General features: G+C 71.1%; 15 protein-coding genes. 10 read left to right on the top strand and 5 right to left on the bottom strand.

Annotated features, from left to right (window positions below; all coding sequences use genetic code 11):
• Positions 1-12: 12 nt before the first annotated feature.
• Both glgX and EJC51_RS33400 read left to right on the top strand, forming a co-directional pair.
• The gene (gene glgX, locus EJC51_RS33405) at positions 13-2,256 is read left to right on the top strand and encodes a glycogen debranching protein GlgX (protein WP_126274462.1); all 2,244 of its coding nucleotides are present in this window, start codon (positions 13-15) and stop codon (positions 2,254-2,256) included.
• 70 nt (positions 2,257-2,326) lie between these two features.
• Positions 2,327-3,736: a sulfatase family protein gene (locus EJC51_RS33400; RefSeq protein WP_208870758.1), complete on the top strand. Its 1,410-nt coding sequence runs from the start codon at positions 2,327-2,329 to the stop codon at positions 3,734-3,736.
• Here the strand turns inward: EJC51_RS33400 and EJC51_RS33395 are convergent.
• Genes EJC51_RS33395 through EJC51_RS33380 form a run of 4 tightly spaced genes read right to left on the bottom strand, consistent with a single transcriptional unit; the run spans position 3,733 to position 7,312 of the window.
• On the bottom strand, positions 3,733-4,386 hold the full coding sequence (locus EJC51_RS33395) for a response regulator (RefSeq protein ID WP_425276814.1): 654 nt from the start codon (positions 4,384-4,386) through the stop codon (positions 3,733-3,735). The two genes, EJC51_RS33400 and EJC51_RS33395, sit on opposite strands and share 4 nt — an antisense overlap.
• On the bottom strand, positions 4,379-5,611 hold the full coding sequence (locus EJC51_RS33390) for a sensor histidine kinase (RefSeq protein WP_126274460.1): 1,233 nt from the start codon (positions 5,609-5,611) through the stop codon (positions 4,379-4,381). The genes EJC51_RS33395 and EJC51_RS33390 overlap by 8 nt, the downstream gene beginning before the upstream one ends.
• Positions 5,612-5,636: 25 nt before the next feature.
• Positions 5,637-6,371, bottom strand: a complete 735-nt coding sequence (locus EJC51_RS33385; protein ID WP_126277237.1) for an ABC transporter permease — start codon at positions 6,369-6,371, stop codon at positions 5,637-5,639.
• Between the two features lie 35 nt (positions 6,372-6,406).
• Entirely contained in the window at positions 6,407-7,312 is a 906-nt protein-coding gene (locus EJC51_RS33380) for an ABC transporter ATP-binding protein (RefSeq protein WP_126274459.1), read from the bottom strand.
• Positions 7,313-7,495: 183 nt separating this feature from the next.
• On the opposite strand from EJC51_RS33380, the gene EJC51_RS33375 reads away from it, so the two are divergent.
• The 7 genes from EJC51_RS33375 (at position 7,496) to EJC51_RS33345 (ending at position 19,567) form a co-directional block, all read left to right on the top strand.
• Positions 7,496-9,262 carry an ABC transporter ATP-binding protein gene (locus tag EJC51_RS33375; RefSeq protein WP_126274458.1) on the top strand — a complete coding sequence of 589 codons (1,767 nt, stop codon included), beginning with the start codon at positions 7,496-7,498 and terminating at the stop codon, positions 9,260-9,262.
• A complete protein-coding gene (locus EJC51_RS33370; RefSeq protein WP_126274457.1) occupies positions 9,259-11,121 on the top strand; it encodes an ABC transporter ATP-binding protein in 1,863 nt (620 codons plus the stop codon). The genes EJC51_RS33375 and EJC51_RS33370 overlap by 4 nt, the downstream gene beginning before the upstream one ends.
• 19 nt (positions 11,122-11,140) lie before the next feature.
• On the top strand, positions 11,141-12,925 hold the full coding sequence (locus tag EJC51_RS33365; protein WP_126274456.1) for an ABC transporter ATP-binding protein: 1,785 nt from the start codon (positions 11,141-11,143) through the stop codon (positions 12,923-12,925).
• Positions 12,922-14,703 carry an ABC transporter ATP-binding protein gene (locus tag EJC51_RS33360; protein ID WP_126274455.1) on the top strand — a complete coding sequence of 594 codons (1,782 nt, stop codon included), beginning with the start codon at positions 12,922-12,924 and terminating at the stop codon, positions 14,701-14,703. The genes EJC51_RS33365 and EJC51_RS33360 overlap by 4 nt, the downstream gene beginning before the upstream one ends.
• 259 nt (positions 14,704-14,962) lie before the next feature.
• Positions 14,963-17,008 (top strand): M4 family metallopeptidase, encoded by a 2,046-nt coding sequence (locus EJC51_RS33355; RefSeq protein ID WP_126274454.1) that lies wholly within the window; start codon positions 14,963-14,965, stop codon positions 17,006-17,008.
• Between the two features lie 295 nt (positions 17,009-17,303).
• A complete protein-coding gene (locus tag EJC51_RS33350; protein WP_126274453.1) occupies positions 17,304-18,971 on the top strand; it encodes a M4 family metallopeptidase in 1,668 nt (555 codons plus the stop codon).
• Positions 18,972-19,039: 68 nt separating this feature from the next.
• On the top strand, positions 19,040-19,567 hold the full coding sequence (locus tag EJC51_RS33345; protein ID WP_126274452.1) for a DUF1990 domain-containing protein: 528 nt from the start codon (positions 19,040-19,042) through the stop codon (positions 19,565-19,567).
• Between the two features lie 22 nt (positions 19,568-19,589).
• Here EJC51_RS33345 and EJC51_RS33340 read toward each other — a convergent pair whose 3' ends face one another.
• On the bottom strand, positions 19,590-22,211 hold the full coding sequence (locus EJC51_RS33340) for a glycosyltransferase family 1 protein (RefSeq protein ID WP_126274451.1): 2,622 nt from the start codon (positions 22,209-22,211) through the stop codon (positions 19,590-19,592).
• A gap of 355 nt (positions 22,212-22,566) precedes the next feature.
• Here EJC51_RS33340 and EJC51_RS33335 point away from each other — a divergent pair, with 355 nt between their 5' ends.
• The gene (locus EJC51_RS33335; RefSeq protein WP_126274450.1) at positions 22,567-23,769 is read left to right on the top strand and encodes a S8 family peptidase; all 1,203 of its coding nucleotides are present in this window, start codon (positions 22,567-22,569) and stop codon (positions 23,767-23,769) included.
• The last annotated feature ends 217 nt before the right edge of the window (positions 23,770-23,986 follow it).

Here is a 23,986-nt window from a genome sequence, read left to right as displayed (position 1 = left end):
GGGAGGCCTGAGGTGTCCAGCGCAGCCGAGCAGGAGGCGGTGGCCGAGGACGTACGTCCGGCTGTCGTGAACGGTGCCCGGCGTACGCCGTCGGCGCCGGCCGTGCCCGTGTGGCCGGGTACGCCCGTGCCGTTGGGGGCCCGGTTCCGGGTGGGTCCCGACGGGGTCGCGGGCACCAACTTCGCGTTGTGGGCGGGCGGCGCGGAGGGCGTCGAGCTGTGCCTCTTCGACGAACACGGCAAGGAGACCCGGGCCCGGCTGACCGAGCTGACGCACGAGATCTGGCACGGGTTCGTGCCCGGCGTGATGCCCGGGCAGCGGTACGGCTATCGGGTGCACGGGCGGTGGGACCCCTGGACCGGCGGCCGCTGGAACCCGGCGAAGCTGCTCCTCGACCCGTACGCCCGCGCCGTGGACGGCGACTTCAGCCTGCCGCCCGAGGTGTACGGGCACGTCCGTGACTGGCCCCAGCAGCAGGTCGCGGACACCGTGCGCGACGAACGGGACTCGGCGCCGTACGTCCCGAAGGGCGTGGTCGTCCACGACGACGCTCCCGACGACGAGTGGGCGGACGACCGCCGCCCGAAGACACCGTGGGCGGACTCGGTCATCTACGAGCTGCACGTCCGCGGCTTCACGAAACTGCACCCGGGGATACCCGAGGAACTGCGCGGCACCTACGCCGGTCTGGCGCATCCGGCGGCCATCGAGCACCTCACGAAGCTGGGCGTCACGGCCGTGGAGCTGCTGCCGGTCCACCAGTTCGCCCATGAGGACCATCTGCTGCGCCGCGGCCTGAGGAACTACTGGGGCTACAACTCCATCGGCTACTTCGCCCCGCACGCCGCCTACGCCGCCTCCGGCACCACCGGCCAGCAGGTCGGCGAGTTCCGGCGGATGGTACGCGCGCTGCACGAGGCGGGCATCGAGGTCATCCTCGACGTGGTCTACAACCACACGGCGGAAGCGGGCGAGTTGGGCCCGACGCTGTCGCTGAAGGGCATCGACAACCGGGGCTACTACCGCCTCCAGTCGGACGCCCGCAGGTACGCCGACTACACGGGCTGCGGCAACACGCTCCACGTGGTCCAGCCGCACGTGCTCCGGTTGATCACGGACTCGCTGCGCTACTGGGTCACCGAGATGGGCGTCGACGGCTTCCGCTTCGACCTGGCGGCGGCGCTGGCCCGCTCGATGCACGACGTCGACATGCTGTCGCCGTTCCTCGCGGTGATCGCGCAGGACCCGGTGCTGCGGCGGGTGAAGCTGATCGCCGAGCCGTGGGACGTGGGGTCGGGCGGCTACCAGGTGGGCGCCTTCCCGCCCCTGTGGACGGAGTGGAACGACCGGTATCGCAACGCGGTACGGGACTTCTGGCGCGGTGCGCTGCCGGACGTGCGGGACCTGGGGTACCGCCTGTCGGGCTCCAGCGACCTGTACGCCTGGGGCGGCCGCCGCCCCTACGCCTCCGTCAACTTCATCACCGCGCACGACGGTTTCACGCTGCGCGACATGGTGTCGTACGAACGCAAGCACAACGAGGCCAACGGCGAGGGGAACCGGGACGGTTCGGACGACAACCGGTCGTGGAACTGCGGGGCGGAGGGCGAGACCGACGACGAGCGGGTACGGGGGCTCAGGCGCCGTCAGCTGCGGAACCTGCTGACGACACTGCTGCTGTCGACGGGCGTGCCGATGCTCGTCGCGGGGGACGAACTGGGCCGGACGCAGCGCGGGAACAACAACGCGTACTGCCAGGACAACGAGATCAGCTGGCTGGACTGGGGGCTGCTGGAACAGCCGGGCTGGAAGGCGCTGTTCGAGCTCACGTCCCGCCTGATCGCACTGCGCCACCAGCACCCCGTGCTGCGCCGCCGCGCCTTCTTCTCCGGGCGGGCGCACTCCGCGGACGGGCTGCGCGATCTGGCGTGGTTCACGGCGCGGGGCGCGGAGATGACGGAACGGGACTGGTACGCGCCGGCGGCCACGCTCGGCATGTACCTCTCCGGCCGGGACATCCCGGGTCGCGACGAGCGCGGCGCCCCCGTCCTCGACGACAGCTTCCTCGCCGTCCTGCACGCCGGCGACCGCCCGACGAGCTTCGTCCTGCCGGGGCCGCCGTGGGCGGAGCGGTACGAGGTGGTCGTCGACACGTCCAGGGAGGAGCAGGGGGCGGCGCCGGGGGTGGTGCATCGGGCGGGGGCGGCTATTACGGTGCCGGCTCGGGCGGTGCTGCTGCTGCGGGTGGCCGAGTGACATTGCAGGCCCGTGAACAGCTCATGTGATCCCTGGCCAATGCACGGAGCCGGTGATCAGACTCGACCGCATGTCTGCGATATCCCGTCGTGCCTTCGGTGGTCTCGTCGGTGGTGGTGCCGTGACCGCCGTCGCCGGTACGGCCACCGACGCCGAGGCCGCCTCTGCCGCCGAACGTCCCTTCGAGGCCCGCGCCGGAGCCGCCTCCGGGCGCCGCCCCAACCTCCTCGTCATCCTCGGCGACGACCTCGGCTGGGCCGATCTCTCCTCCTACGGTGCCCCGCACATCAGGACGCCGCACCTGGATCGGCTGGCCCGGCAAGGGGTGCGGTTCACGGATGCGTACTCGGGGTCGGCCACCTGCTCGCCCACGCGGTTCAGTCTGTACACCGGCCGCTATCCGGGCCGTACGCCGGGCGGCCTCGCCGAGCCGATCGGCAACCGGACGCAGGGCCTCGACCCGCACCACCCCACCCTCGCCTCCCTGCTGAAGAAGGCCGGTTACGCCACTGCCCTGATCGGCAAGTGGCACTGCGGCTGGCTGCCCGACTACAGCCCCACCAAGTCGGGCTGGGACGAGTTCTTCGGCAATCACGGCGGTGTCCTGGAGTACTTCTCCAAGCTCGGCCAGCTCGGCGACTACGACCTCTACGAGGGCGACGCCACCTACAAGGACCTGCGCTACTACACCCAGGTCCTGACCGAGCGGGCCGTCGAGTACGTCGGCCGCGAGCACGACCGGCCCTGGCTGCTGAACCTCAACTTCACGACCCCGCACTGGCCCTGGCTCGCCGAGGGCGACGAGGAGACCGGCGCCGAGATCGAGGCGAAGATCCGCGCCGCCGGGAACCAGGCCGAGGTCGTCGCCGCGCTCAACCACTACGACGGCGGCTCGGTCGAGAAGTACGTGGAGATGGTGGAGTCCCTGGACGCGGCGGTCGGCGAGGTGCTCGCCGCACTGCGCCGGTCCGGACAGGAGGAGAACACGGTCGTGGTGTTCGCCAGCGACAACGGAGGCGAGCGCTACTCCTACAACTGGCCGCTCAGCGGCGAGAAGTTCGTCCTGCTGGAGGGCGGTATCAGAGTTCCGACGATCGTGCGCTGGCCCGCCCGCATCGACGGCCACCAGGTCAGCCACGAGCCCAACTTCTCCCCCGACTGGACGGCGACCCTGCTGGAGTTCGGCGGCGCCCGCCCCGACCCGGCGTACCCGCTGGACGGCACGAGCCTCGCGGGCTATCTGCTGCGCGGCGAGAAGCTGCCGGAGCGCGACCTGTTCTGGCGGGTGCGGGCCAACCGGGCGCTCAGGCGCGGCGACTGGAAGTACTACCAGGACGCGGACCGGACCGACCACCTCTACAACCTGGCCGCGGACTCCCGTGAACAGGCCGATCTCGCCCCGGACAAGCCGGAGTTGCTGGCCGAGCTGAAGGCCGCCTGGGAGAGGATCGCCGCCACCCTCCTCCCCTACCCGAGCTAGCCCAGGATCCCCCGCTGGTACGCCGTCGCGACCGCCGCCGCGCGGTCGTTGACGCCCAACTTGGCGTACAGGTGGGTGAGATGGGTCTTCACGGTCGCCTCGCTGATGAAGAGTTCACGGGCGATCTCGCGGTTGGACGTGCCCTTGGCGACGAGGGCCAGCACTTCGCGTTCGCGGGCAGAGAGCGGCTCGTTGCCGGGCGCCCCGGGAGTCCTGACGGCCGAGACCAGGCGGGTGGCGACGGCGGGCGACAGGACCGTGCGGCCTTCCGCCGCCGCGCGGACCGCGGTGAAGAGTTCGTCGCGCGGGGCGTCCTTGAGCAGGTAGCCCGTCGCGCCCGCCTCGATCGCGGGCAGGGTGTCGGAGTCGGTGTCGTACGTCGTCAGCACCAGGACCTTGGCGCGGGCGCCGCGGCGCGTCAGCTCGCGGATGGCGTCGACTCCGCCGCCGCCCGGCATGCGCAGGTCCATCAGGATCACGTCCGGGTCGAGGGCGGCGGCGCGCTCCAGCGCCTCCACGCCGTCGGACGCCTCGCCGAGGACGGTGAAGCCGGGGGCGTTCTCGAACATGCCGCGCAGACCGTCCCGTACCACGGGATGGTCGTCGACGATCAGCAAAGAGACCTGGTCGTTCATGGCGGAGTCAGTCATGGCGGACCAACGGTACGCGAGCCGACAGGGCCGTGCCGTGCCCCGGCTCGGACTCCACCGTGAGGGAGCCCGCGATGCGTTCGGCGCGGGCCCGCATGCCGTCGAGGCCGAAGCCGCCGGTGCGGGTGCGTTCGGGGAGGGCGGTGGGGTCGAAGCCGCGGCCGTCGTCGCGGATGTCGAGGATGACCTCGTCACCGAGGTAGGACAGGGTGACGCCGACGCGGCCGGCCCGGGCGTGCCGGGCCGCGTTGGACAGGGCCTCCTGGACGATCCTCAGCAGGGTCGCCGCGACCTCGTCGTGGAGCTGCTCGGCGGTGCCGGTGACGGTGAACTCGGCGCGTACACCCGTCCGTTCGCCCCATTCGGCGACCGTCTTCTTCAGGGCCTCGGCGAGGCCGGCGTTCTCCAGCGCCACCGGGGCGAGGTTGTGCACCGAGCGGCGGGCCTCGCCGAGACTGTGCCGGGCCAGGTCCGAGGCACGCTCCAGATGGGTGCGTGCCACGTCCAGGTCGGGGGCGTTCGCGACGACCTGGAGCTGGGCGATGATGCCGGTCAGGCCCTGGGCGATGGTGTCGTGGATCTCCGCGGCGAGCCGCCGGCGCTCGTCGGCGACCCCCGCTTCCCGTGCCTGGAGGAGGAGTTGGGCGTGAAGGGCGGCGTTCTCGTCGAGCGCCTGCTGCAACGCCTCGATCGTGGCGGCGCGTTCCCGGGAACGCTCCTCCTCCTGGTAGGTGAGGTGGGCGACGGCCATCAGCAGCGCGTTGTTGACGACCAGCAGCCCGCAGAAGACCGCCACCTGCCCCCAGTTGCGGAACGGCAGCCCGCCCGACTGCGAGCCCGCCACCACGATCGACGTGGCGAACAGCCCGAACCGCTGCCGGCGCACCCCCGGGAGCACCTCGTCGGCGTCGAAGTAGCCGGCCACCGCGTAGAACGCGAAGAACGGGTTGAGCCAGGTCAGTCCGAAGGAGATCGCCCAGCGCAGCACGTAGTAGACGACCCCGCGCCGGGACGGTACCCGACGGCCCCGGCGCGGCCCGTGCCACAGCTGGAGCACGAGCGCGGCGGCCACCAGAGGCCCGGCCACCCACCACTCGCCGGGCCCCGCCATCACCTCCTCGGAGGTGACGGCGGACAGGAGGGTGCCCATCGCGAGCAGTCCGTAGGGGCCCCAGGTGTGGAACTGGTCCCAGCGCCGCTCGATCGCTGCGTCGGCCGCGGTCATGCCCCCAGTGTGCACGGCGGACCGCCTACTCCCACCGGAACCAGCGTGCGGCGGCGCCCGTCAGCAGGGCCGTCCAGGCGACGAGGACGCCCAGGTGGGTCCAGCCGATCCAGTCGCCCGCGGCGGCCCGGTTCAGCGCCTCGGCGGCCGCGCCGAACGGGGTGCAGCCGACGATCCGGGCGAGGACGTCCGGCATCGTCTGCACCGGCGCCCACAGGCCCGCGCAGAACATCGCCGGGAAGAACACGGCCGACCCGATGGCACCGGCGATCTTCGTCGTCCGGGACAGCGCGCAGACGACGGCACCGAGCGCGAGGGACACGAGGACGGCCAGGACGAGGGCGAGGAGATAACCCGCGGGCTGTTTCGGCAGGCGTACGTCGAAGGCCAGCCGTCCGACCGTGAGGGCGAGCAGCGCGGAGGCGAGGGCGGCGCCGCCGAACACCGTCATCTGGGCGGTCAGCAGCGCGGAGGGCCGTACCGGAGTGGTGGCCATCCGGCGCAGGATGCCGCGCTCGCGGTAGCCGGTCAGCGTCTGCGGCATCGCCTGGAGGCCGCCGACGATCAGGCCGAGCAGCACGGCGACGGGGACGTACACGTCGATGGTCCGCAGCCCGCCGAGGTCGGCCTCGGCGTGCCGGAAGGACGGGACCGAACCGAGGATGACCAGGAGCAGGGTCGGGAAGAGCAGGATCCAGAAGAGGGCGCCGGGTTCGCGGCGGAAGAGGCGGATCTCGGTGCGCAGGACGGCGGCGTTCATGCCGTGCCGGCGTGGGTCGTTCACCAGGGCGGTGGTCATGCCGCGGTCTCCTTCGTCAGGTCGAGGAACGCGTCGTCGAGGGTGGCCTCGGTGACGCGGAGCTGGTGTGCGGTGACGTGGCTGCGGGCGAGCAGCGTGATCACGGCGTTGACCGTCTCGTCGGTGCCGGCGAGCGTGACGCGGCCGTCCTTGTGCGCGATCGAGGCGAGCGCGGGCAGGGCGTTGAGGTCGCGGTCGTCCAGCGGGGCGGAGGGCGTGAAGCTGATGACCGTCGCGCCCGCCGAGCGGCGGATGAGGCCGGCCGGGGTGTCGAGAGCGGCGACCCGGCCCTTGTCGATCACGGCGATCCGGTCGCAGAGGCGCTGGGCCTCCTCCATGAAGTGCGTGACGAGGAGGACGGTGACGCCGTTCGCGCGGATGTCCTCGATCAGTTCCCAGGTGTCCCGGCGGGCGCGGGGGTCGAGGCCGGTGGTCAGTTCGTCCAGGACGACGACCCTCGGGTCGCCGATGAGCGCGAGCGCGATGAACAGCCGCTGCTTCTGACCGCCGGACAGCTTCGCGAACCGGGTGGTGAGCTTCCCGGTCAGGCCCAGGCGTTCGGCGAGCGGCCGCCAGTCGGCGGGGCGGGCGTGGAAGGAGGCGTACAGCTCCAGCGCCTCGCGGACGGTGAGCTTGGCCTGGAGCTCGCTCTGCTGGAGCTGGGCGCCGAGGACGCGGGCCACGCGCGCGTGGTCGGCGATCGGGTCGAGCCCGGTGACCCGGACGCGGCCGGCGTCGGGGGCGCGCAGGCCCTCGACGCACTCGACCGTGGTGGTCTTGCCGGCTCCGTTGGGGCCGAGGACGCCGAAGATCTCGCCCTCCTGCACGGTGAAGGAGACGCCGTCCACGACGGGCCGGCCGCCGTAGGACTTGCGCAGTTCGCTGACTTCGATGACGGACATGGCATCAGCGTCGCGGGACGGGGGGTGCGCACACATCGGCCGTCGCGCTCGAAGGCACATCAACCGATCGGTTGATGCCGTCGTACGACCCCTCGAAGGCGCAGGTCGTAGGACCAGCGTCGGACCCGGGTCCGGCCAAAACTCGGTGGGCGTTGTCAGTGCCGATCCGTAGGCTCGCTGCTGATGTCGACGACACGTGCAACCCTCGAGAAACGGTCCGCCGTCAGAACCCTGCTGCGCCTGTGGCCGTACGTCAGACCGGTGCGGGCGCGGCTGTTCACCGCCGCGTTCGTCGCGGTCCTGGCCTCCTGTACCGGCCTGGTGATCCCGCTCGTCCTGAAGTGGATGGTGGACGGCCCGGTCGCCGACCGGGACCCGGCGGGTGTGTGGCTCGGGGCGCTGTTCCTGCTGTTGCTGGGCTTCGGTGAGGCGCTGCTGTTCGGGCTGCGGCGCTGGCTGGTGGCCCGGCCGCTGTCGCACGTCGAGGCGGAGATGCGCGCGGGCCTGTACGGGCATCTGCAACGGCTGCCGGTGGCCTTCCACGACCGGTGGGCGTCGGGCCAGCTGCTGTCGCGGGGCACGACCGACCTGATGCTGCTGCGCATGTTCCTGGCCTTCCCCCTGACGTTCCTGCTGGTCAACAGTGTGACGATCCTCGTCGGCGTCATCATCATGCTGATCCAGGACTGGACCCTCGGGCTGGTGATCCTGGCGCCCGCGGTCCCGGTGATCGTCTCCTGTCTGCTCTTCGAGCAGCGGTACTCCTCGGTGGCCCGGCAGGCGCAGGACCAGGTCGGTGACCTGACGACGGTCGTCGAGGAGAGCGTTCTCGGCATCCGCATCATCAAGGGCTTCGGCCGGCACCGCAGCCAGGCGCGGGCGTTCTGGGAGCTGTCGCGGACCCTGCGCGGCACGGAGCTGCGCAAGGCGCGGCTGCTGGCCGCGATCCTGACCGTCATCGTGACGCTGCCGGAGGTGGCGATCGGGGCCGCGCTGGTGCTGGGGTCGGTGCAGGTGGCGGACGGGGAGCTGTCGGCGGGCACGCTGGTGGCGTTCCTGTCGACGGCGCTGGCGCTGCGGTGGCCCATCGACTCGATCGGCTTCCTGCTGGCGATGAGCCAGGACGCGGCGAGTGCGACGGAGCGGTATTTCGAGGTGATGGACGAGGCTCCGGAAGAGACCTCCGTCGTCCGTTCGACCGGTACCGAGAGCACCGGCCTCCGGTTCCACGACGTCCGTTTCCGCTACCCCGACGCCGCCCCCGACTCGCCCCCCGTCCTCGACCGCATCGACCTCCACATCCGCCCCGGCGAGTCCATGGCGCTGGTCGGCGCGACGGGCAGCGGCAAGACCACCCTCACCGCGCTGGTCCCCCGTCTCCACGAACTCACGGACGGCCGCATCACCCTCGACGGCGAGGACATCACCGCCATGTCCCGCGAGGAGCTGCGCTCCCTGGTGGCGATGGCCTTCGAGGAGCCCACGCTCTTCTCCGCGAGCGTCGGCGAGAACGTCCTCATGGGCGCCGACGACCACGAGCTCGACCGTGCCCTGTCCATCGCGCAGGCCGACTTCGCGCACGCCCTCCCCCAGGGCACCGACACCAGGATCGGCGAGCAGGGCCTCAGCCTCTCCGGCGGCCAGCGCCAGCGTCTCGCGCTGGCCCGCGCGGTCGTCGGCAGGCCCAGGTTCCTCGTCCTGGACGACCCGCTGTCCGCGTTGGACGTGCACACGGAGGCCGCGGTCGAGGCCGCCCTGCGGGACGTGCTCGCCGACACCACCGCCCTGATCGTCGCGCACCGCCCGTCGACCGTGCTGCTCGCGGACCGGGTGGCGCTGCTGTCGGAGGGCCGTATCACCGCCGTCGGCACCCATCAGGAACTGCTGCGGACGAACGCCGAGTACGCCCATCTCATGTCCGGCTCCGAGGAAACGGAGGACGCCCGATGACCGCGCCGCCGACGGCCGCGCCCGCCACCGCCGACGAGGAGCGGGAACCGGGGGTCCGGGAGAAGGCGGGCGACCCCTTCGACCGTGACGTCCTGCCCACCCCGCCCCGTGCGACCTCCACCCTGCTGCGCTCCCTGCTCGCCCCGATGAAGGCCCGCGTCGCCTTCACCAGTTTCCTGCTGCTGCTCCAGCAGGCGGCGGTGCAGGCGGGGCCGCTGCTGGTGGCGTACGCGATCGACAGTGCCGTGCCGGCGTTCCGGGAGGACCGGCACGGACCGCTGATCGCGGTCGGGGTGGCCTATCTGCTGTGCTCGGTGGCCTCCGGCGGGCTCCAGTACGCGTTCATCCGCGCCTCGGCCCGGGTCAACCAGGACGTGCTCCTCGATCTGCGCGGCCGGATCTTCCGGCACGCCCAGGCGCTCAGCGTCGACTTCCACGAGCGCTACACGAGCGGTCGCCTGATCTCCCGCTCCACGACGGACGTCGAGTCGCTGCGCGAGCTCCTCAACGAGGGCCTCCAGGAGTTGATCACGGTCATCCTGTCCTTCGTCTACATCTCGGCGATGCTGCTCTGGCTGGACCTCGGCCTGGGTGCGGTCGCGGTGGCCTCGTTCGTGCCGCTCTACCTCCTCGTACGGAACTACCGGCGGCGCGCGGGACGCGTCTACACGCTCCGCTCGACGGCCATCGCCGCCGTCATCGTGAAGTTCGTCGAGACGATGAACGGCATCCGCCCGGTGCGGGCGTTCCGCCGGGAGGCCGCCAACGACGCCGAGTTCGCCGTACTGAACAAGCGCCACGAACGCACCAACGGCGACGCGCTGCTGGAGATGGCCCGCTATGTCGTCGGCTCCCGGCTGGTCGCCAACACGGCGGTCGCGCTGATCGTGCTGTGGGGCGCCTACCGGGTGGCGGACGGCTCACTGGAGCTGGGCGTGCTGGCCGCCGCGGTCCTGTATCTGCGACGGCTGTACGACCCCATCGACCGCCTGGGCATGTTCCTCAACTCCTACCAGTCGGCGGCGGCCTCGCTGGAGAAGATCGCGGGCCTGCTGGCCCAGACCCCGTCGGTCCCCGAGCCCGTCACGCCCCGCGAACTCCCGCCCCTGGAGTCCGAGCACCCCGGCCGCGAGGTCGTCTTCGACGGCGTCCGCTTCGGCTACCGCACCGGCGGCGAGATCCTCCCCCGCTTCGACCTCACCCTCCCCGCGGGCCAGACGGTCGCGGTCGTCGGCTCCACGGGCGCCGGCAAGTCGACCCTCGCCAAGCTCCTCGCCCGCTTCTACGACCCGACAGCGGGCCGGGTCCTCCTCGACGGCGTCGACCTGCGCGAGCTGTCCGTGCCCGAACTCCGGCGCGGGGTCGTGATGGTGACGCAGGAGGCGTTCCTGTTCTCCGGCACGGTCGCCGACAACATCGCCATCGGCCGCCCCGACGCCACCCGCGAGGAGATCGAGCGGGCCGCGAAGGCCATCGGCGCCCACGAGTTCATCAGCGCCCTGCCCGACGGCTACGACACCGACGTACGCAAGCGCGGCGGCCGTATCTCCGCCGGCCAGCGTCAACTGGTGGCGTTCGCGCGGGCGTTGCTCGCCGATCCGGCCGTCCTGATCCTCGACGAGGCGACCAGCTCGCTCGACATCCCCGGCGAACGGGCGGTGCAGCGCGCGATGTCGACGGTGCTGCACGGCCGTACCGCCGTCGTGATCGCCCACCGGCTCTCCACGGTCGAGATCGCCGACCGGGTGCTGGTGATGGAGCACGGCCGGATCGTGGAGGACGGCGCGCCCGCCGAACTCATCGCCGGTACGGGCAGGTTCGCGGACCTGCACCGGGCGTGGCGGGACAGCCTGGCATGACTCTCTGGGGGATTCACCGGTGATCGACGCATACGAGGACCCCGGCACGCCCGACCACCGCGGCGGCTGGCACTACCTGTGGTGGCTGGTCCGCTGTCAGCCTGGCCGTTCCGCCCTCGGCGCGCTGATCGCCAGCGTCTGGATGGTGCTGCTGGCGGCGACGCCGTACCTGATGGCGAAGGCGATCGACGAGGGCCTGGAGCCCCGCGACCTCGGGATGCTCACGCTCTGGTCGGCCGCCCTGTTCCTGGTCGGCGCCTTCAACGCGTGGCTGAGCATCATGCGGCACCGCACGATGACCCGGGTCCGGATGGACGCCAACTTCCGCACGGTCAAGGTCGTCGTGGGCCACGCGGTCCGGCTGGGCGCCGCGCTGTCACGGCGGGCGGGGGCCGGCGAGGTCGTCACCATCGGAGTCGGCGACGTCCAGACCATCGCCTCCGCCCTCACGGTGGTCGGCCCGGGCGTGGGCGCGATCATCGCCTACCTCGTGGTCGCGGGCCTCCTGGTCTCCGTCTCCCCGGTCATCGCCGCGGTCGTCCTGCTCGGCATGCCGGTGATCGTCGGCCTCGTGGGCCCGTTCCTCACCCGTCTCCAGGGCGCCGAGACCGAGTACCGCGACCGCCAGGGCGTCCTCACCGCCCGCATCGCCGACCTCGCCGGCGGCCTGCGCGTGCTCAACGGCCTCGGCGGCAAGGGTCTGTTCGCCGACGCGTTCCAGCGCGACTCCCAGCGGCTGCGCGAACAGGGCTACCGGGTCGGGGCGGTGACCAGCTGGGTCCAGGCCCTCGGAGTAGGCCTCCCGACCCTGTTCCTGGCGGTGGTCACCTGGCTGGCGGCCCGCCTGGCCGCCCAAGGGGACATCAGCATCGGCGAGTTGGTGTCGGTGTACGGCTATGTCGCCGTCCTGGTGGGCCCGGTGGCGTTCTGGGTCGAGTGCGGCTACATGCTGAGCCGGGGTGTGGTGGCGGCGCGGAGGGTCGTACGGTTCCTGAGCCTGGAGCCGATGGAGGACAGGGGGACGCGGGACGCCCCCGCGGAGGCGTCGGTCCTGCACGACCCGGAGTCGGGCGTACGGATCCTGCCGGGCCGGTTGACGGCGTTGGCGGGGGCGCGTCCGGCGGAGACAGCGGCCGTACTGGACCGCGTGGCCCGTTACACCCCGTCAAAGGCGAGCTGGGGCGGCATCCCTCTGGACGAGATCCAGCTGCCCCAGATCAGAGCCCGCATCTTGATGGCGGACCACGAGTCAGACGTGTTCGCAGGCACCTTGTACGAAGTAATGGGCGCGCCCGCAAAGGCTTTTAGGGGCGCGGGGAACTGCGCGACCAGCCCCAACGAACCCGCACCCGCCACTCAACCCCACGAGGCACCCCCTCCCGCGCACATCACCACCGCCCTTCACACAGCCGCAGCCGAAGACATCGTCCAATCCCTCCCCGACGGCCTCGACTCCCCCATCGACGCGAACGCCCGCAACCTCTCCGGCGGCCAACGCCAACGCATCCGCCTGGCAAGAGCCCTCGCCGCCGACCCCGAGGTACTCCTCGCCATAGAACCCACGTCCGCCCTCGACGCCCACACCGAGGCCCGCGTGGCCACCCGCCTCAAACAGGCCCGCCAAGGCCGAACCACCGTCGTCACCACCACCTCCCCCCTGGTCCTGGCCCACGCGGACACCGTCATCCACCTGGTGGACGGCAAGGTCGCGGCCACCGGCACCCACCAGGGCCTCCTCGACTACGACCCGGCGTACAAGGCCCTCGTGGCGAGGGACACCGACGCAGAGGAGCCCGTGCGGTGACGACTTCCGGCCACCTCCCCATCGCCACCGCCGGCGACGTCCGCCACGCAGCCCACCGCCTCATTCGCGCGGACCGCACAGCCTTCGCCGCCACCCTCGTCCTCAACGCCGCCGCGGCGGTCGCGGGCCTCGGCGGCCCCTGGCTGCTGGGCCGCATCATCGACGAGGTCAGATCCAAGGGTGGCGTCGACGCCGTCGACCGCCTCGCACTCGCGCTGCTCGTATGTGCGGTAGCGGAGCTACTGCTGGCCCGCTGGGCCCGCTTCGTGGGCCACCGCTTCGGCGAACGCACCCTCGCCCGGGTCCGCGAGGAGTTCGTCGACAGGGCCCTCGCCCTGCCCGCGTCCACGGTCGAGCGAGCGGGCACCGGTGACCTCACCGCCCGCGGCACCGCCGACGTCTCCACCGTCGGCACCACCCTGCGCGACGCCGGCCCCGACCTCCTCATCAACACGGTCCGTTTCCTGATCGCGCTGGTCGCGGTGTTCGTGCTGGCCCCGTTGCTGGGCGTGGTCGGCGTGTGCGGTCTGCTGCCCATCTGGTTCGCCCTGCGCTGGTATCTGCGCCGCGCCCGGGACGGCTATCTGGCCGAGGGCGCGGCCACCTCGGACGTCGCGGAGATCGTCGCGGCGACCGCGTCGGGGGCGCGCACGGTGGAGGCGCTGCGGCTGGAGGGCGAGCGGATCGCGGCGAGCCGGGACGCGCTCGAGGCCGCGCGCCGCACCCGTTTGCACACCCTCTACCTGCGCAGTGTCTTCTTCCCGGCCGTCGAGGTGTCGTACGTCCTGCCGATCGCCGGTGTCCTGATCGTCGGCGGTGTGCTGTACACGCACGGGGCGATGAGCCTGGGGGCCGTGGTCGCGGCGGCCCTGTACCTTCAGCAACTCACCGGGCCGCTCGACCAGATCCTGGTCCGGGTGGAGCAACTCCAGAGCAGCGGCGCCTCGTTCGCGCGGGTGGAGGGGCTCGCCCGGGCCCCGAAAGCCGCCTCCGGCGAGTCGGCCGCCCCCGCCGGCGACCGTATCGACGTGACCGGTGTGCGGTACTCCTACGGCCGTGGCGCCGAGGTCCTGCACGGGGTGGACCTCACCGTGCGCCCTGGGGAGCGGCTGGCGATCGTCGGCCCGTCCGGGGCCGGGAAGACCACGCTCAGCAGGCTGCTCGCGGGCGTCGACGCGCCCACCGAGGGGACGGTGACGGTCGGCGGCGTTCCGGTCGTCGCGCTCGGTCCCGAGCAGCTGCGCCGCCAGGTCGTCCTGGTCACCCAGGAGCACCATGTGTTCCTGGGCACGGTCCGGGACAACCTGCTGATCGCCGAACCCGGTGCCGGGGACGGGGAGTTGTGGTCGGCGCTGGCCACCGTCGGTGCCGACGGCTGGGTGCGGGAGCTGCCCGACGGCCTCGACACCGCGCTCGGCGAGGGCGGTCACCGCACCGACGGCTCGCAGGCCCAGCAACTCGCCCTGGCCCGGGTGGTGCTGGCGGACCCGCACACGCTGATCCTGGACGAGGCGACGGCGTTGCTGGACCCGACGACCGCCCGGCACACCGAGCGGGCCCTGGCCGCCGTACTGGCGGGCCGTACCGTCATCGCGATCGCGCACCGGCTGCACACCGCGCACGACGCGGACCGGGTGGCGGTGATGGAGGACGGGCTCCTGACCGAACTCGGCGCGCACGAGGAACTGGTGGCGGCGGACGGGGCGTACGCGGCGCTGTGGCACTCGTGGCACGGGGACCGCACGTCCGGCACGGGGACCACGCGTCCTGACCTTTAGACAAATTGCCCGTATAACGAACATGACCATCCGGGCAACGGACGATTTCCAGCCAACTTCCTGACGCGGTCCTGACAGAAACCGCGAACTGCTGCGACTCTTCCCACGGCCACGACACAGCAACCCCACAGCTTCCGCACAGGGCTGTGCCGCGGTCGAACTCCAGCACGCGCAATGCCCGTTCTGCCCGGCCGGCCCACCAGCCGCCCGGTCTCCCCATGGCCGCGCGACCCGCGGCCCGCAGACGCAGGAGTCAGTGTTGAGAGAGAGTTCCTCCCACAGACGCACCTCCCACACGATGCACCGCCGTGCCGCAGCCGTAGCGCTCGTCGGTGTGTCCGCCCTGATCGCCGCGGCCGTCCAGTCGGGCGCCGCCACCGCAGCCCCGGAGAAGGCACCGTCGGCCGCGGGCAAGGTCATACCGGGCGCCGAGTCGGTCAAACTGACCCCCGCCCAGCGCGCCGAGCTGCTGCGCACGGCGAATGCCGGCAAGGCGGACACCGCCAAGGAACTCGGCCTGGGCGCCAAGGAGAAGCTGGTCGTCCGTGACGTCGTCAAGGACGGCAACGGCACGCTCCACACCCGCTACGAGCGCACCTACGACGGTCTGCCCGTCCTCGGCGGCGACCTGGTCGTCACCAGCACGAAGGCCGACGCCACCGCGGCGGTCACCAAGGCGACCCGCGCCACCATCAAGGTCGCCTCGGTGAAGCCGCAGCTCTCGACCGCCAAGGCCGAGAAGCAGGCGCTGAGCGCGGCGAAGGCGGAGAAGGCCAAGAGCCCGGCGGTCAGCCACGCCCCGCGCAAGGTGATCTGGGCGGCCGACGGAAGGCCGACGCTCGCCTACGAGACGGTCGTGGGCGGCTTCCAGCACGACGGCACCCCGCAGGAGCTGCACGTCATCACCGACGCGGCGACCGGCGCGAAGCTGTACGAGTGGGAGGCCATCGAGACCGGCACCGGCAACACGGTGTACTCGGGCACGGTCAGCCTGACGACGACGCAGTCGGGTTCGACGTACAACCTCACCGACGGCGCCCGCGGCGGCCACAAGACGTACAACCTCAACCGCGGCACCTCCGGGACCGGCACGCTGTTCTCCGGCCCCGACGACGTCTGGGGCAACGGCAGCGCCTCGAACACGGAGTCGGCGGCGGCGGACGCGCACTACGGTGCCGCGCTGACGTGGGACTACTACAAGAACATCCACGGCCGCAGCGGCATCCGCGGTGACGGGGTGGCGGCCTACTCCCGCGTCCACTACGGCAACGCGTACGTCAACGCGTTCTGGGACGACAGCTGCTTCTGCATGACCTACGGCGACGGCTCGGGCAACACCAACCCGCTCGTGTCGATCGACGTGGCCGGTCACGAGATGACGCACGGCGTCACCTCCAACACCGCGGGCCTCAACTACAGCGGGGAGTCCGGCGGTCTGAACGAGGCCACCTCCGATATCTTCGGCACGGCGGTCGAGTTCTACGCGGCGAACTCCAACGACGTCGGTGACTACCTCATCGGCGAGGAGATCAACATCAACGGCGACGGCACGCCGCTGCGTTACATGGACAAGCCGAGCAAGGACGGCGCGTCGAAGGACAGTTGGTACTCCGGTATCGGCTCGGTCGACGTCCACTACTCCTCGGGCCCGGCCAACCACTTCTTCTACCTGCTGTCCGAGGGCAGCGGCGCCAAGGTCATCAACGGCGTCAGCTACAACTCGCCCACCTCGGACGGCCTCCCGGTCACCGGCATCGGCCGCGACAAGGCGGAGAAGATCTGGTTCCGCGCGCTGACCACGAAGTTCACGTCCACCACCAACTACGCGGCGGCCCGCACCGGCACCCTCGCGGCGGCCGGTGAGCTGTACGGCACCACGAGCGCCGAGTACAAGGCGGTGCAGGACGCGTGGGCGGCCGTGGCGGTCGGTTCGCGCTCCGGTGGCGGCGGTGGCGGTACGTCCTTCGAGAACACCGCCGACGTATCGATTCCGGACAACGGCGCCGCGGTGACGTCGTCGATCACGGTCTCCGGGCGGACGGGCAACGCGCCCTCCAACCTCCAGGTCGGCGTCGACATCGTGCACACCTACATCGGTGACCTCAAGGTCGACCTGGTGGCCCCCGACGGCAGTGTGTACACGCTGAAGGCGTACGGCACCGGTGGCAGCGCGGACAACATCAACACCACGTACACCGTGAACGCTTCCTCCGAAGTCGCCAACGGGACGTGGAAGTTGAGGGTCCAGGACAACGCGGCCATCGACACCGGCTACATCAACAGCTGGAAGCTCACCTTCCCGTAGGCCGGCCGTGCTCGACGGCTGAACGACAGGGCGCCGCTCCGGAGGTTCGACTCCCCGGGGCGGCGCCCTCTTTTTGCCAGCCGCTTACCGGTGACTTGTTGGGCCTTTGCCGTGGTCACGTCGCTTTACATGGCGGCAACATTCACCGGACAGTCGACTTTCGGCCAACATCACTTCAGGGTCCTGACATGTACGCGCCTTGATGCCAGGCTTCCTCACACCCGCCGCACAACTTCACAACTGCCCCGGGCGGACTACCCCAAGTCAGTCCGGGCTCCCCCACGAAGGAGCTTGTGTGACCCCCGTCTACGCGCGTCACAAGCGCACCACTCTGGCCATCGCCACCGCCGTCGCGGCCGGAGCTCTCCTCACCACCGGTCTGACCACCGGTACCGCCGCCGCCCAGACCCCGGCGGAGACGAGCGGCAAGGCCACCCTGGCCGCCGCGCCCCTCCAGCTGACCCCGGCGGCGCGCACCACGCTCATCAAGCAGCAGCAGGCCGGCGCCGCCGACACCGCCGCCAAGATAGGCCTCGGCGCCAAGGAGAAGCTGGTCGTCAAGGACGTCGTCAAGGACGCCGACGGCACGGTGCACACCCGCTACGAGCGCACCTACGCCGGTCTGCCCGTCCTCGGCGGCGACCTGGTCGTCCACGCGTCGAAGTCCGGTGCGACCAAGAGCGTCACCAAGGCGACGACCAAGTCCATCAAGGTCGCCTCCCTGACGCCGAAGCTCACCGTCGCCAAGGCCGAGAAGCAGGCGCTGTCCGCCGCCAAGGCCGCGGGTTCGGAGAAGACCGCCGCCGACGGCGCGCGCAAGGTCATCTGGGCCGGCTCGGGCACCCCCGTCCTCGCCTACGAGACGATCGTCGGCGGCTTCCAGGACGACGGCACCCCGAACCAGCTGCACGTCATCACCGACGCCGCGACCGGCAAGAAGCTCTTCGAGTACCAGGGCATCGAGAACGCGACCGGCACCGGCAAGAGCCTGTACTCGGGCACGGTCAGCCTGACCACCACCCTGTCGGGTTCGACGTACCAGCTGACCGACGGCTCGCGCGGCAGCCACAAGACGTACAACAAGTCCCACGGCACCAGCTCCTCCGCGGGCACGCTGTTCACGGACGCCGACAACACCTGGGGCACCGGCACGGCCTCCAGCTCCACCACCGACCAGACGGCGGCCGTCGACGCCGCCTACGGCGCGGCGGAGACCTGGGACTTCTACAAGTCCACCTTCGGCCGCAGCGGCATCAAGAACAACGGTGTCGCGGCCTACTCCCGGGTCCACTACGGCAACCAGTACGTCAACGCGTTCTGGGACGACAGCTGCTTCTGCATGACGTACGGCGACGGCGAGGGCAACGTCAGCCCGCTGACCTCGCTGGACGTGGCCGGCCACGAGATGAGCCACGGCGTCACCTCGAACACGGCGGGCCTGAACTACTCCGGCGAGTCCGGCGGCCTGAACGAGGCCACCTCGGACATCTTCGGCACCGGCGTGGAGTTCTTCGCCAACAACGCGTCCGACAAGGGTGACTACCTCATCGGCGAGAAGATCGACATCAACGGCGACGGCACCCCGCTGCGCTACATGGACAAGCCCAGCAAGGACGGCGGCTCGGCGGACTCCTGGTCCTCCTCCGTCGGCAACCTGGACGTCCACTACTCGTCCGGTGTCGCGAACCACTTCTTCTACCTCCTCTCGGAGGGCAGCGGCGCGAAGACGATCAACGGCGTGAGCTACAACTCGCCGACGTCCAACGGCTCCACGGTCACCGGCATCGGCCGGGACAAGGCGCTCCAGATCTGGTACAAGGCGCTGACGACGTACTTCACGTCGACGACCAACTACAAGTCGGCACGCACGGGCACCCTGTCCGCGGCGGCCGCCCTGTACGGCTCCGGCAGCACCGAGTACAACGCGGTCGCGGCGGCCTGGTCGGCCGTGAACGTGAGCTAGTCCGAGGGGATCGGCGGGCGGCACCCGGGAGGAAGGCATTCCGGGGTGCCGCCCTACCCTTGTTTCCCATGCCGCCGATAGAGCCCCCCAACACCTTCACCTACGCCGACGTGGGCGCGACCCGCAAGCCCGGCTTCTGCCCACCGGACTTCCACCCCCTGCACGTCCGCACCCGCATAGGCGAGGGCGAACCGGTCTTCCGCCGGGCCTCCGAAGCGGTCCTGACCTGGGAGATGCACCGCGCGCTGGGCGTGGGCATCGACGCGACGGCCGACCGCGCGGCCCCCGAGGTCGACGTCACGGTCACCCTGGCCGGCATGATCAAGGCCCCCTGCCGGGTGGTGTGGACGATCGAGGAACCCCGCCGCGCGGGCTGGGCGTACGGCACCCTTTCCGGCCACCCGGAATGCGGCGAGGAGTCCTTCGTGGTCGACCGCACCGGCGACGGCACGGTGTGGCTGACGGTGTCGGCGTTCAGCCGGGCGGCGAAGTGGTACGCACGGGCGGGCGGCCCCGCGACCCGGGGTCTGCAACATGCCTACGCGCGCCGCTGCGGCGTGGTCCTGCGCCGGTTGTCCGGCGGGGAGGAGGACTGAGCCGGGCCCAGCCCTCCGACCGTCACCGCATCAACACCCCCGCGGCCTCCACCGCCTCCTCCGCGGGCACCGCCACCAGCCCCAACTCGGCTCCGGAGGCCAGGAGTCGGTGTGCCGGGAGGATACGGACCGTGTATCCGAAGGGGCCCGTCCGGTCCAGGGACAGCGGACCCTCGTAGACCCACCGCCCCTCCGCGTCCGGACCGCCCACCGGCTTCAGGGGGAGCGTCAGCGCGTCCGTGATCCTGTCCTCCTCGTCGACCCGGCCCGACAGGGCCTGTACGTCGACGTCCTCGGGGCTCAGGTTGCCGAGGCCGACCCGGACCCGCAGTCCCAGCGTCGTGCCCAGTTCCGCGGTCGCGGTCGTCACGGACGTCTCCACATGGTCGACCGTCACGCTCTGCCACGCGGACCGCACCCGCGCCTTCCATCCCGCCAACTCCCGTGCCGCCGCCGGCTCCATCGCGCGGTGCGCGTGCGCGGCGGGGGTGTAGAGACGCTCCACGTACTCGCGGACCATCCGGCCGGCCAGCACCTTCGGGCCCAGCAGTGTCAGCGTCTGGCGGACCATCTCGATCCAGCGGTCGGGCAGTCCGCCCTGGCCGCGCTCGTAGAAGCGGGGGGTCACGCGCTGTTCCAGGAGGTCGTAGAGCGCCGCCGCCTCGATGTCGTCCCGGTGGTCCGGGTCCGTGCCCGTGCCGTCCGCCGTCGGGATCGCCCAGCCGAAGTCCGGCTGGAACCATTCGTCCCACCAGCCGTCCAGGACCGACAGATTCAGGCATCCGTTCAACGCCGCCTTCATCCCTGAAGTCCCGCAGGCCTCCAGCGGCCGCAGCGGGTTGTTCAGCCAGATGTCGCAGCCCGGGTAGAGCTTCTGCGCCATCGCCATGCCGTAGTCCGGGAGGAAGACGATCCGGTGGCGCACCCGCGGGTCGTCCGCGAACCGCACCAGCTCCTGGACCAGGCGCTTCCCGCCGTCGTCCGCCGGGTGCGCCTTCCCCGCCACCACGATCTGGATCGGGCGCTCGGGATGCAGGAGCAGGTCCATCAGCCGGTCCCGGTCGCGCAGCATCAGCGTCAGGCGCTTGTACGACGGGACCCTGCGCGCGAACCCGATCGTCAGGACGTCGGGGTCGAGCACGCCGTCGATCCAGCCCAACTCGGCGCTGCCCGCGCCCCGTTGCCGCCAGGACGCCCGAAGCCGCCGGCGTACCTCCACCACCAGTTGCTCGCGCAGGTCGCGCCGCAGCTCCCAGATGTCCTGGTCCGGGATCTCGCCCACCGCGTCCCACCGGTCCGACCCGCCGACCGTCAGCGCGTCCTCGGTGCGCTGGGCGCCGATCTGCCGGGCGCCCAGGCGGAGGACCTCCGGGGCGACCCAGGTCGGGGCGTGCACCCCGTTGGTGACCGAGGTGATCGGGACCTCGTCCGGGTCGAATCCGGGCCACAGGCCCGAGAACATCTCCCGGCTCACCTGGCCGTGCAGCAGCGAGACGCCGTTCGCCCGCTGGCCCAGCCTGAGGCCCATCACCGCCATGTTGAAGAGGTTCGGCTCGCCTCCCGGGTACGTCTCCATGCCCAGGCGCAGGATGTGCTCGACGTCGATGCCCGGCAACTCGGCGTCGGGGCCGAAGTGATGGGCGACCAGTTCGCGGTCGAAGCGGTCGATGCCGGCGGGGACCGGGGTGTGGGTGGTGAACACCGTTCCGGCGCGGACCGATTCCAGTGCCGCGTCGAAGTCCAGGCCTTCCCCGGCGCACAGTTCGGCGATCCGTTCCAGGCCCAGGAAACCGGCGTGGCCCTCGTTCGTGTGGAAGACCTCGGGCGCGGCATGTCCCGTCAGCCGGCAGTACGTCCGTACCGCCCGCACGCCGCCGATGCCCAGCAACATCTCCTGCAACAGGCGGTGTTCACTGCCGCCGCCGTACAGCCGGTCCGTCACCCCCCGCTCGCCGAGGTCGTTCTCCTCGACGTCCGAGTCGAGCATCAGCAGCGGCACCCGGCCCACCTGCGCCAGCCAGATGCGGGCGTGCAACTGCTTGCCGCCGGGCAGGGCCAGCGACACCTGTGCGGGGGTGCCGTCCTCCTCCCTCAGCAGCGCCACCGGCAGCTCGTTGGGGTCCAGGACGGGGTAGTGCTCCTGTTGCCAGCCGTCCCGGGACAGGGACTGGCGGAAGTAGCCGTGGCGGTACAGCAGGCCGACGCCGATCAGCGGTACGCCCAGGTCGCTGGCCGCTTTCAGATGGTCGCCGGCCAGGATGCCGAGGCCGCCGGAGTACTGCGGGAGCGCGGCCGTGATGCCGAACTCGGGTGAGAAGTAGGCGACGGCGGCCGGGAGTTCGCCGGGCTGGGTCTGGTACCAGCGCTCGCCGGAGACATAGTCGTGGAGATCGTCGGCGACCGACTGCAACCGGCGCAGGAAGCGGCGGTCCTCGGCCAGCTCCGCGAGACGCCGGGGCGGCACGCTGCCCAGGAGGCGTACGGGGTCGCCGCCCGAGGCGGCCCACCGCTCGGGGTCCACCGACTGGAAGAGGTCGCGGGTCTCCGCATGCCAGGACCAGCGCAGATTGCGCGCCAGATCGCTCAACGGGCGGAGGGGATCGGGGAGTACGGGTCGGACGGTGAAGCGACGGATAGCCTTCATGGGCACTGCCACCTCGTCAGGCGTGCGGAAGCGGACGCACCGCGTTGTGCGTCCCGTCGTCGACAACGACGGTATCGGTGGAGGGGCCGCCGTAACCACGGTGCCGTGGAAGCCATACAGATCGGAACCAGACCGGAAATCGCCGCAACCTTCACGCACCCCCCATGGCCGGTATGGCTGATTCCGCCCCTGTAGGCGTCCTTGTGGTGACTTCGCCCCCACGAGAGGGTGCAAGTGGCGTATCGGTCACACAGGGCCAGAACCGGACGACACCGGCCGGGCCCCGAGCGCTTCCGGCCGACTCCCGGGCGCGTCACGACCGCCGTACGCCGAGTCGAGGAGGGGATCTCACACCATGGCACGGACGCGAACCCGGCGTCTGCGCCGAGTGGGGGGCTTGGCCGCGGTGACCTGTGCCGCCGCGCTTTCGGCCAGCACCCTGCCCGCGCACGCCGCACCGGAGGGGCGGATACTCGGCGCCGGAGCCCCCGGCTCCGTCGGCGGAAGCTACCTGGTGACACTCAAGGGGGGAACGACGGCCCCGTCGTCGGCGGGCAAGAGCCTCGCCGAGAAGTACGGGGCGAGAATCAGCCACACCTACGGCACGGTCCTCAACGGCTACGCGATCAAGGCCAACGAGAGACAGGCGAGGCTGCTCGCCGCGGACTCGCGGGTCGCCTCGGTCGTCCAGGACACCCGGGTGACGCTCGACCACACCCAGCGGAACCCGCCGTCCTGGGGCATCGACCGCGTCGACCAGCCGGACCTCCCGCTGGACAAGAACTACACCTGGCCGGATTCCGCGGGCGCCGGGGTCACGGTCTACGTCATCGACACGGGCATCCGCATCTCGCACAAGGACTTCGGCGGACGGGCCGGCTACGGCTGGGACTTCGTCGGAAACGACAAGTACGCCGGTGACGGCAACGGCCACGGCACGCATGTCGCCGGCACCGTCGCGGGCACCAGGTACGGCATCGCCAAGCAGGCCAGGGTCGTCGCCGTCCGGGTGCTCGACAACGCGGGCTCCGGTACGACGGCCCAGGTCATCGCGGGCATCGACTGGGTCACCCGGCACGCCAGGAAGCCCGCCGTCGCCAATCTCAGCCTCGGCGGCTACCACAACGCCCAACTCGACGCCGCCGTACAGAACTCGATCAAGTCCGGCGTCACCTACACGGTCGCGGCGGGCAACGACGGGCTCCCCGCCGGCCTCTACTCCCCCGCCGACGTGAAGCAGGCGATCACGGTCGGCGCGACCGACACCACCGACACCCGGGCGAGCTTCTCCAACTACGGCTCCGCCCTGGATCTGTTCGCCCCGGGGGTCTCGATCACGTCAACCTCGAACAAGGGCGACAGCGCCAAAGCCACCTACTCGGGTACGTCGATGGCCTCCCCGCACGCCGCCGGCACGGCCGCGCTCTACCTCGCCGACCACCCGAGGGCCACGCCCGCACAAGTGGCGAAGGCGCTGGTCACGCTGGCGGCGTCCGGCAAAATCTCCGCACGCGGACTGGGCTCACCGGACAAACTCCTCCAGGTACCGGGCTCCTAGGCACGGTATGCGGACACCGGCCCCGTCCGATGCGGACGGGGCCGGTCTTGTGTGCAGACATACGCGTGAGTAGTTAACAAAGTGCCGGATTGCCCACCCGAATAGGGTGGGAAGGCTCCTCCGGTACACCCCCAGCCACATCATGGGAACACACAGGAACACCACGCAGGACCAACCTCCCCACAGCCATCCGCCCACCCCCAGTTGACGCGGACAG

This window comes from Streptomyces aquilus (assembly GCF_003955715.1).
Lineage (GTDB): Bacteria > Actinomycetota > Actinomycetes > Streptomycetales > Streptomycetaceae > Streptomyces > Streptomyces aquilus.
Note: the sequence above shows the minus strand (reverse complement) of the source record. Positions and strands in the feature narration are given on the sequence as shown.

Excerpts from the sequence above, each read along its gene's own strand:
- EJC51_RS33345 (WP_126274452.1), top strand. The coding sequence starts at position 19,040 with ATGCCGCCGATAGAGCCCCCCAACACCTTCACCTACGCCGACGTGGGC.
- EJC51_RS33390 (WP_126274460.1), bottom strand. The coding sequence starts at position 5,611 with ATGACCGCGGCCGACGCAGCGATCGAGCGGCGCTGGGACCAGTTCCAC.
- EJC51_RS33370 (WP_126274457.1), top strand. The coding sequence starts at position 9,259 with ATGACCGCGCCGCCGACGGCCGCGCCCGCCACCGCCGACGAGGAGCGG.
- EJC51_RS33340 (WP_126274451.1), bottom strand. The coding sequence starts at position 22,211 with ATGAAGGCTATCCGTCGCTTCACCGTCCGACCCGTACTCCCCGATCCC.
- EJC51_RS33400 (WP_208870758.1), top strand. The coding sequence starts at position 2,327 with ATGTCTGCGATATCCCGTCGTGCCTTCGGTGGTCTCGTCGGTGGTGGT.
- EJC51_RS33385 (WP_126277237.1), bottom strand. The coding sequence starts at position 6,371 with ATGAACGCCGCCGTCCTGCGCACCGAGATCCGCCTCTTCCGCCGCGAA.
- EJC51_RS33335 (WP_126274450.1), top strand. The coding sequence starts at position 22,567 with ATGGCACGGACGCGAACCCGGCGTCTGCGCCGAGTGGGGGGCTTGGCC.
- EJC51_RS33375 (WP_126274458.1), top strand. The coding sequence starts at position 7,496 with ATGTCGACGACACGTGCAACCCTCGAGAAACGGTCCGCCGTCAGAACC.
- EJC51_RS33395 (WP_425276814.1), bottom strand. The coding sequence starts at position 4,386 with ATGACTGACTCCGCCATGAACGACCAGGTCTCTTTGCTGATCGTCGAC.
- EJC51_RS33380 (WP_126274459.1), bottom strand. The coding sequence starts at position 7,312 with ATGTCCGTCATCGAAGTCAGCGAACTGCGCAAGTCCTACGGCGGCCGG.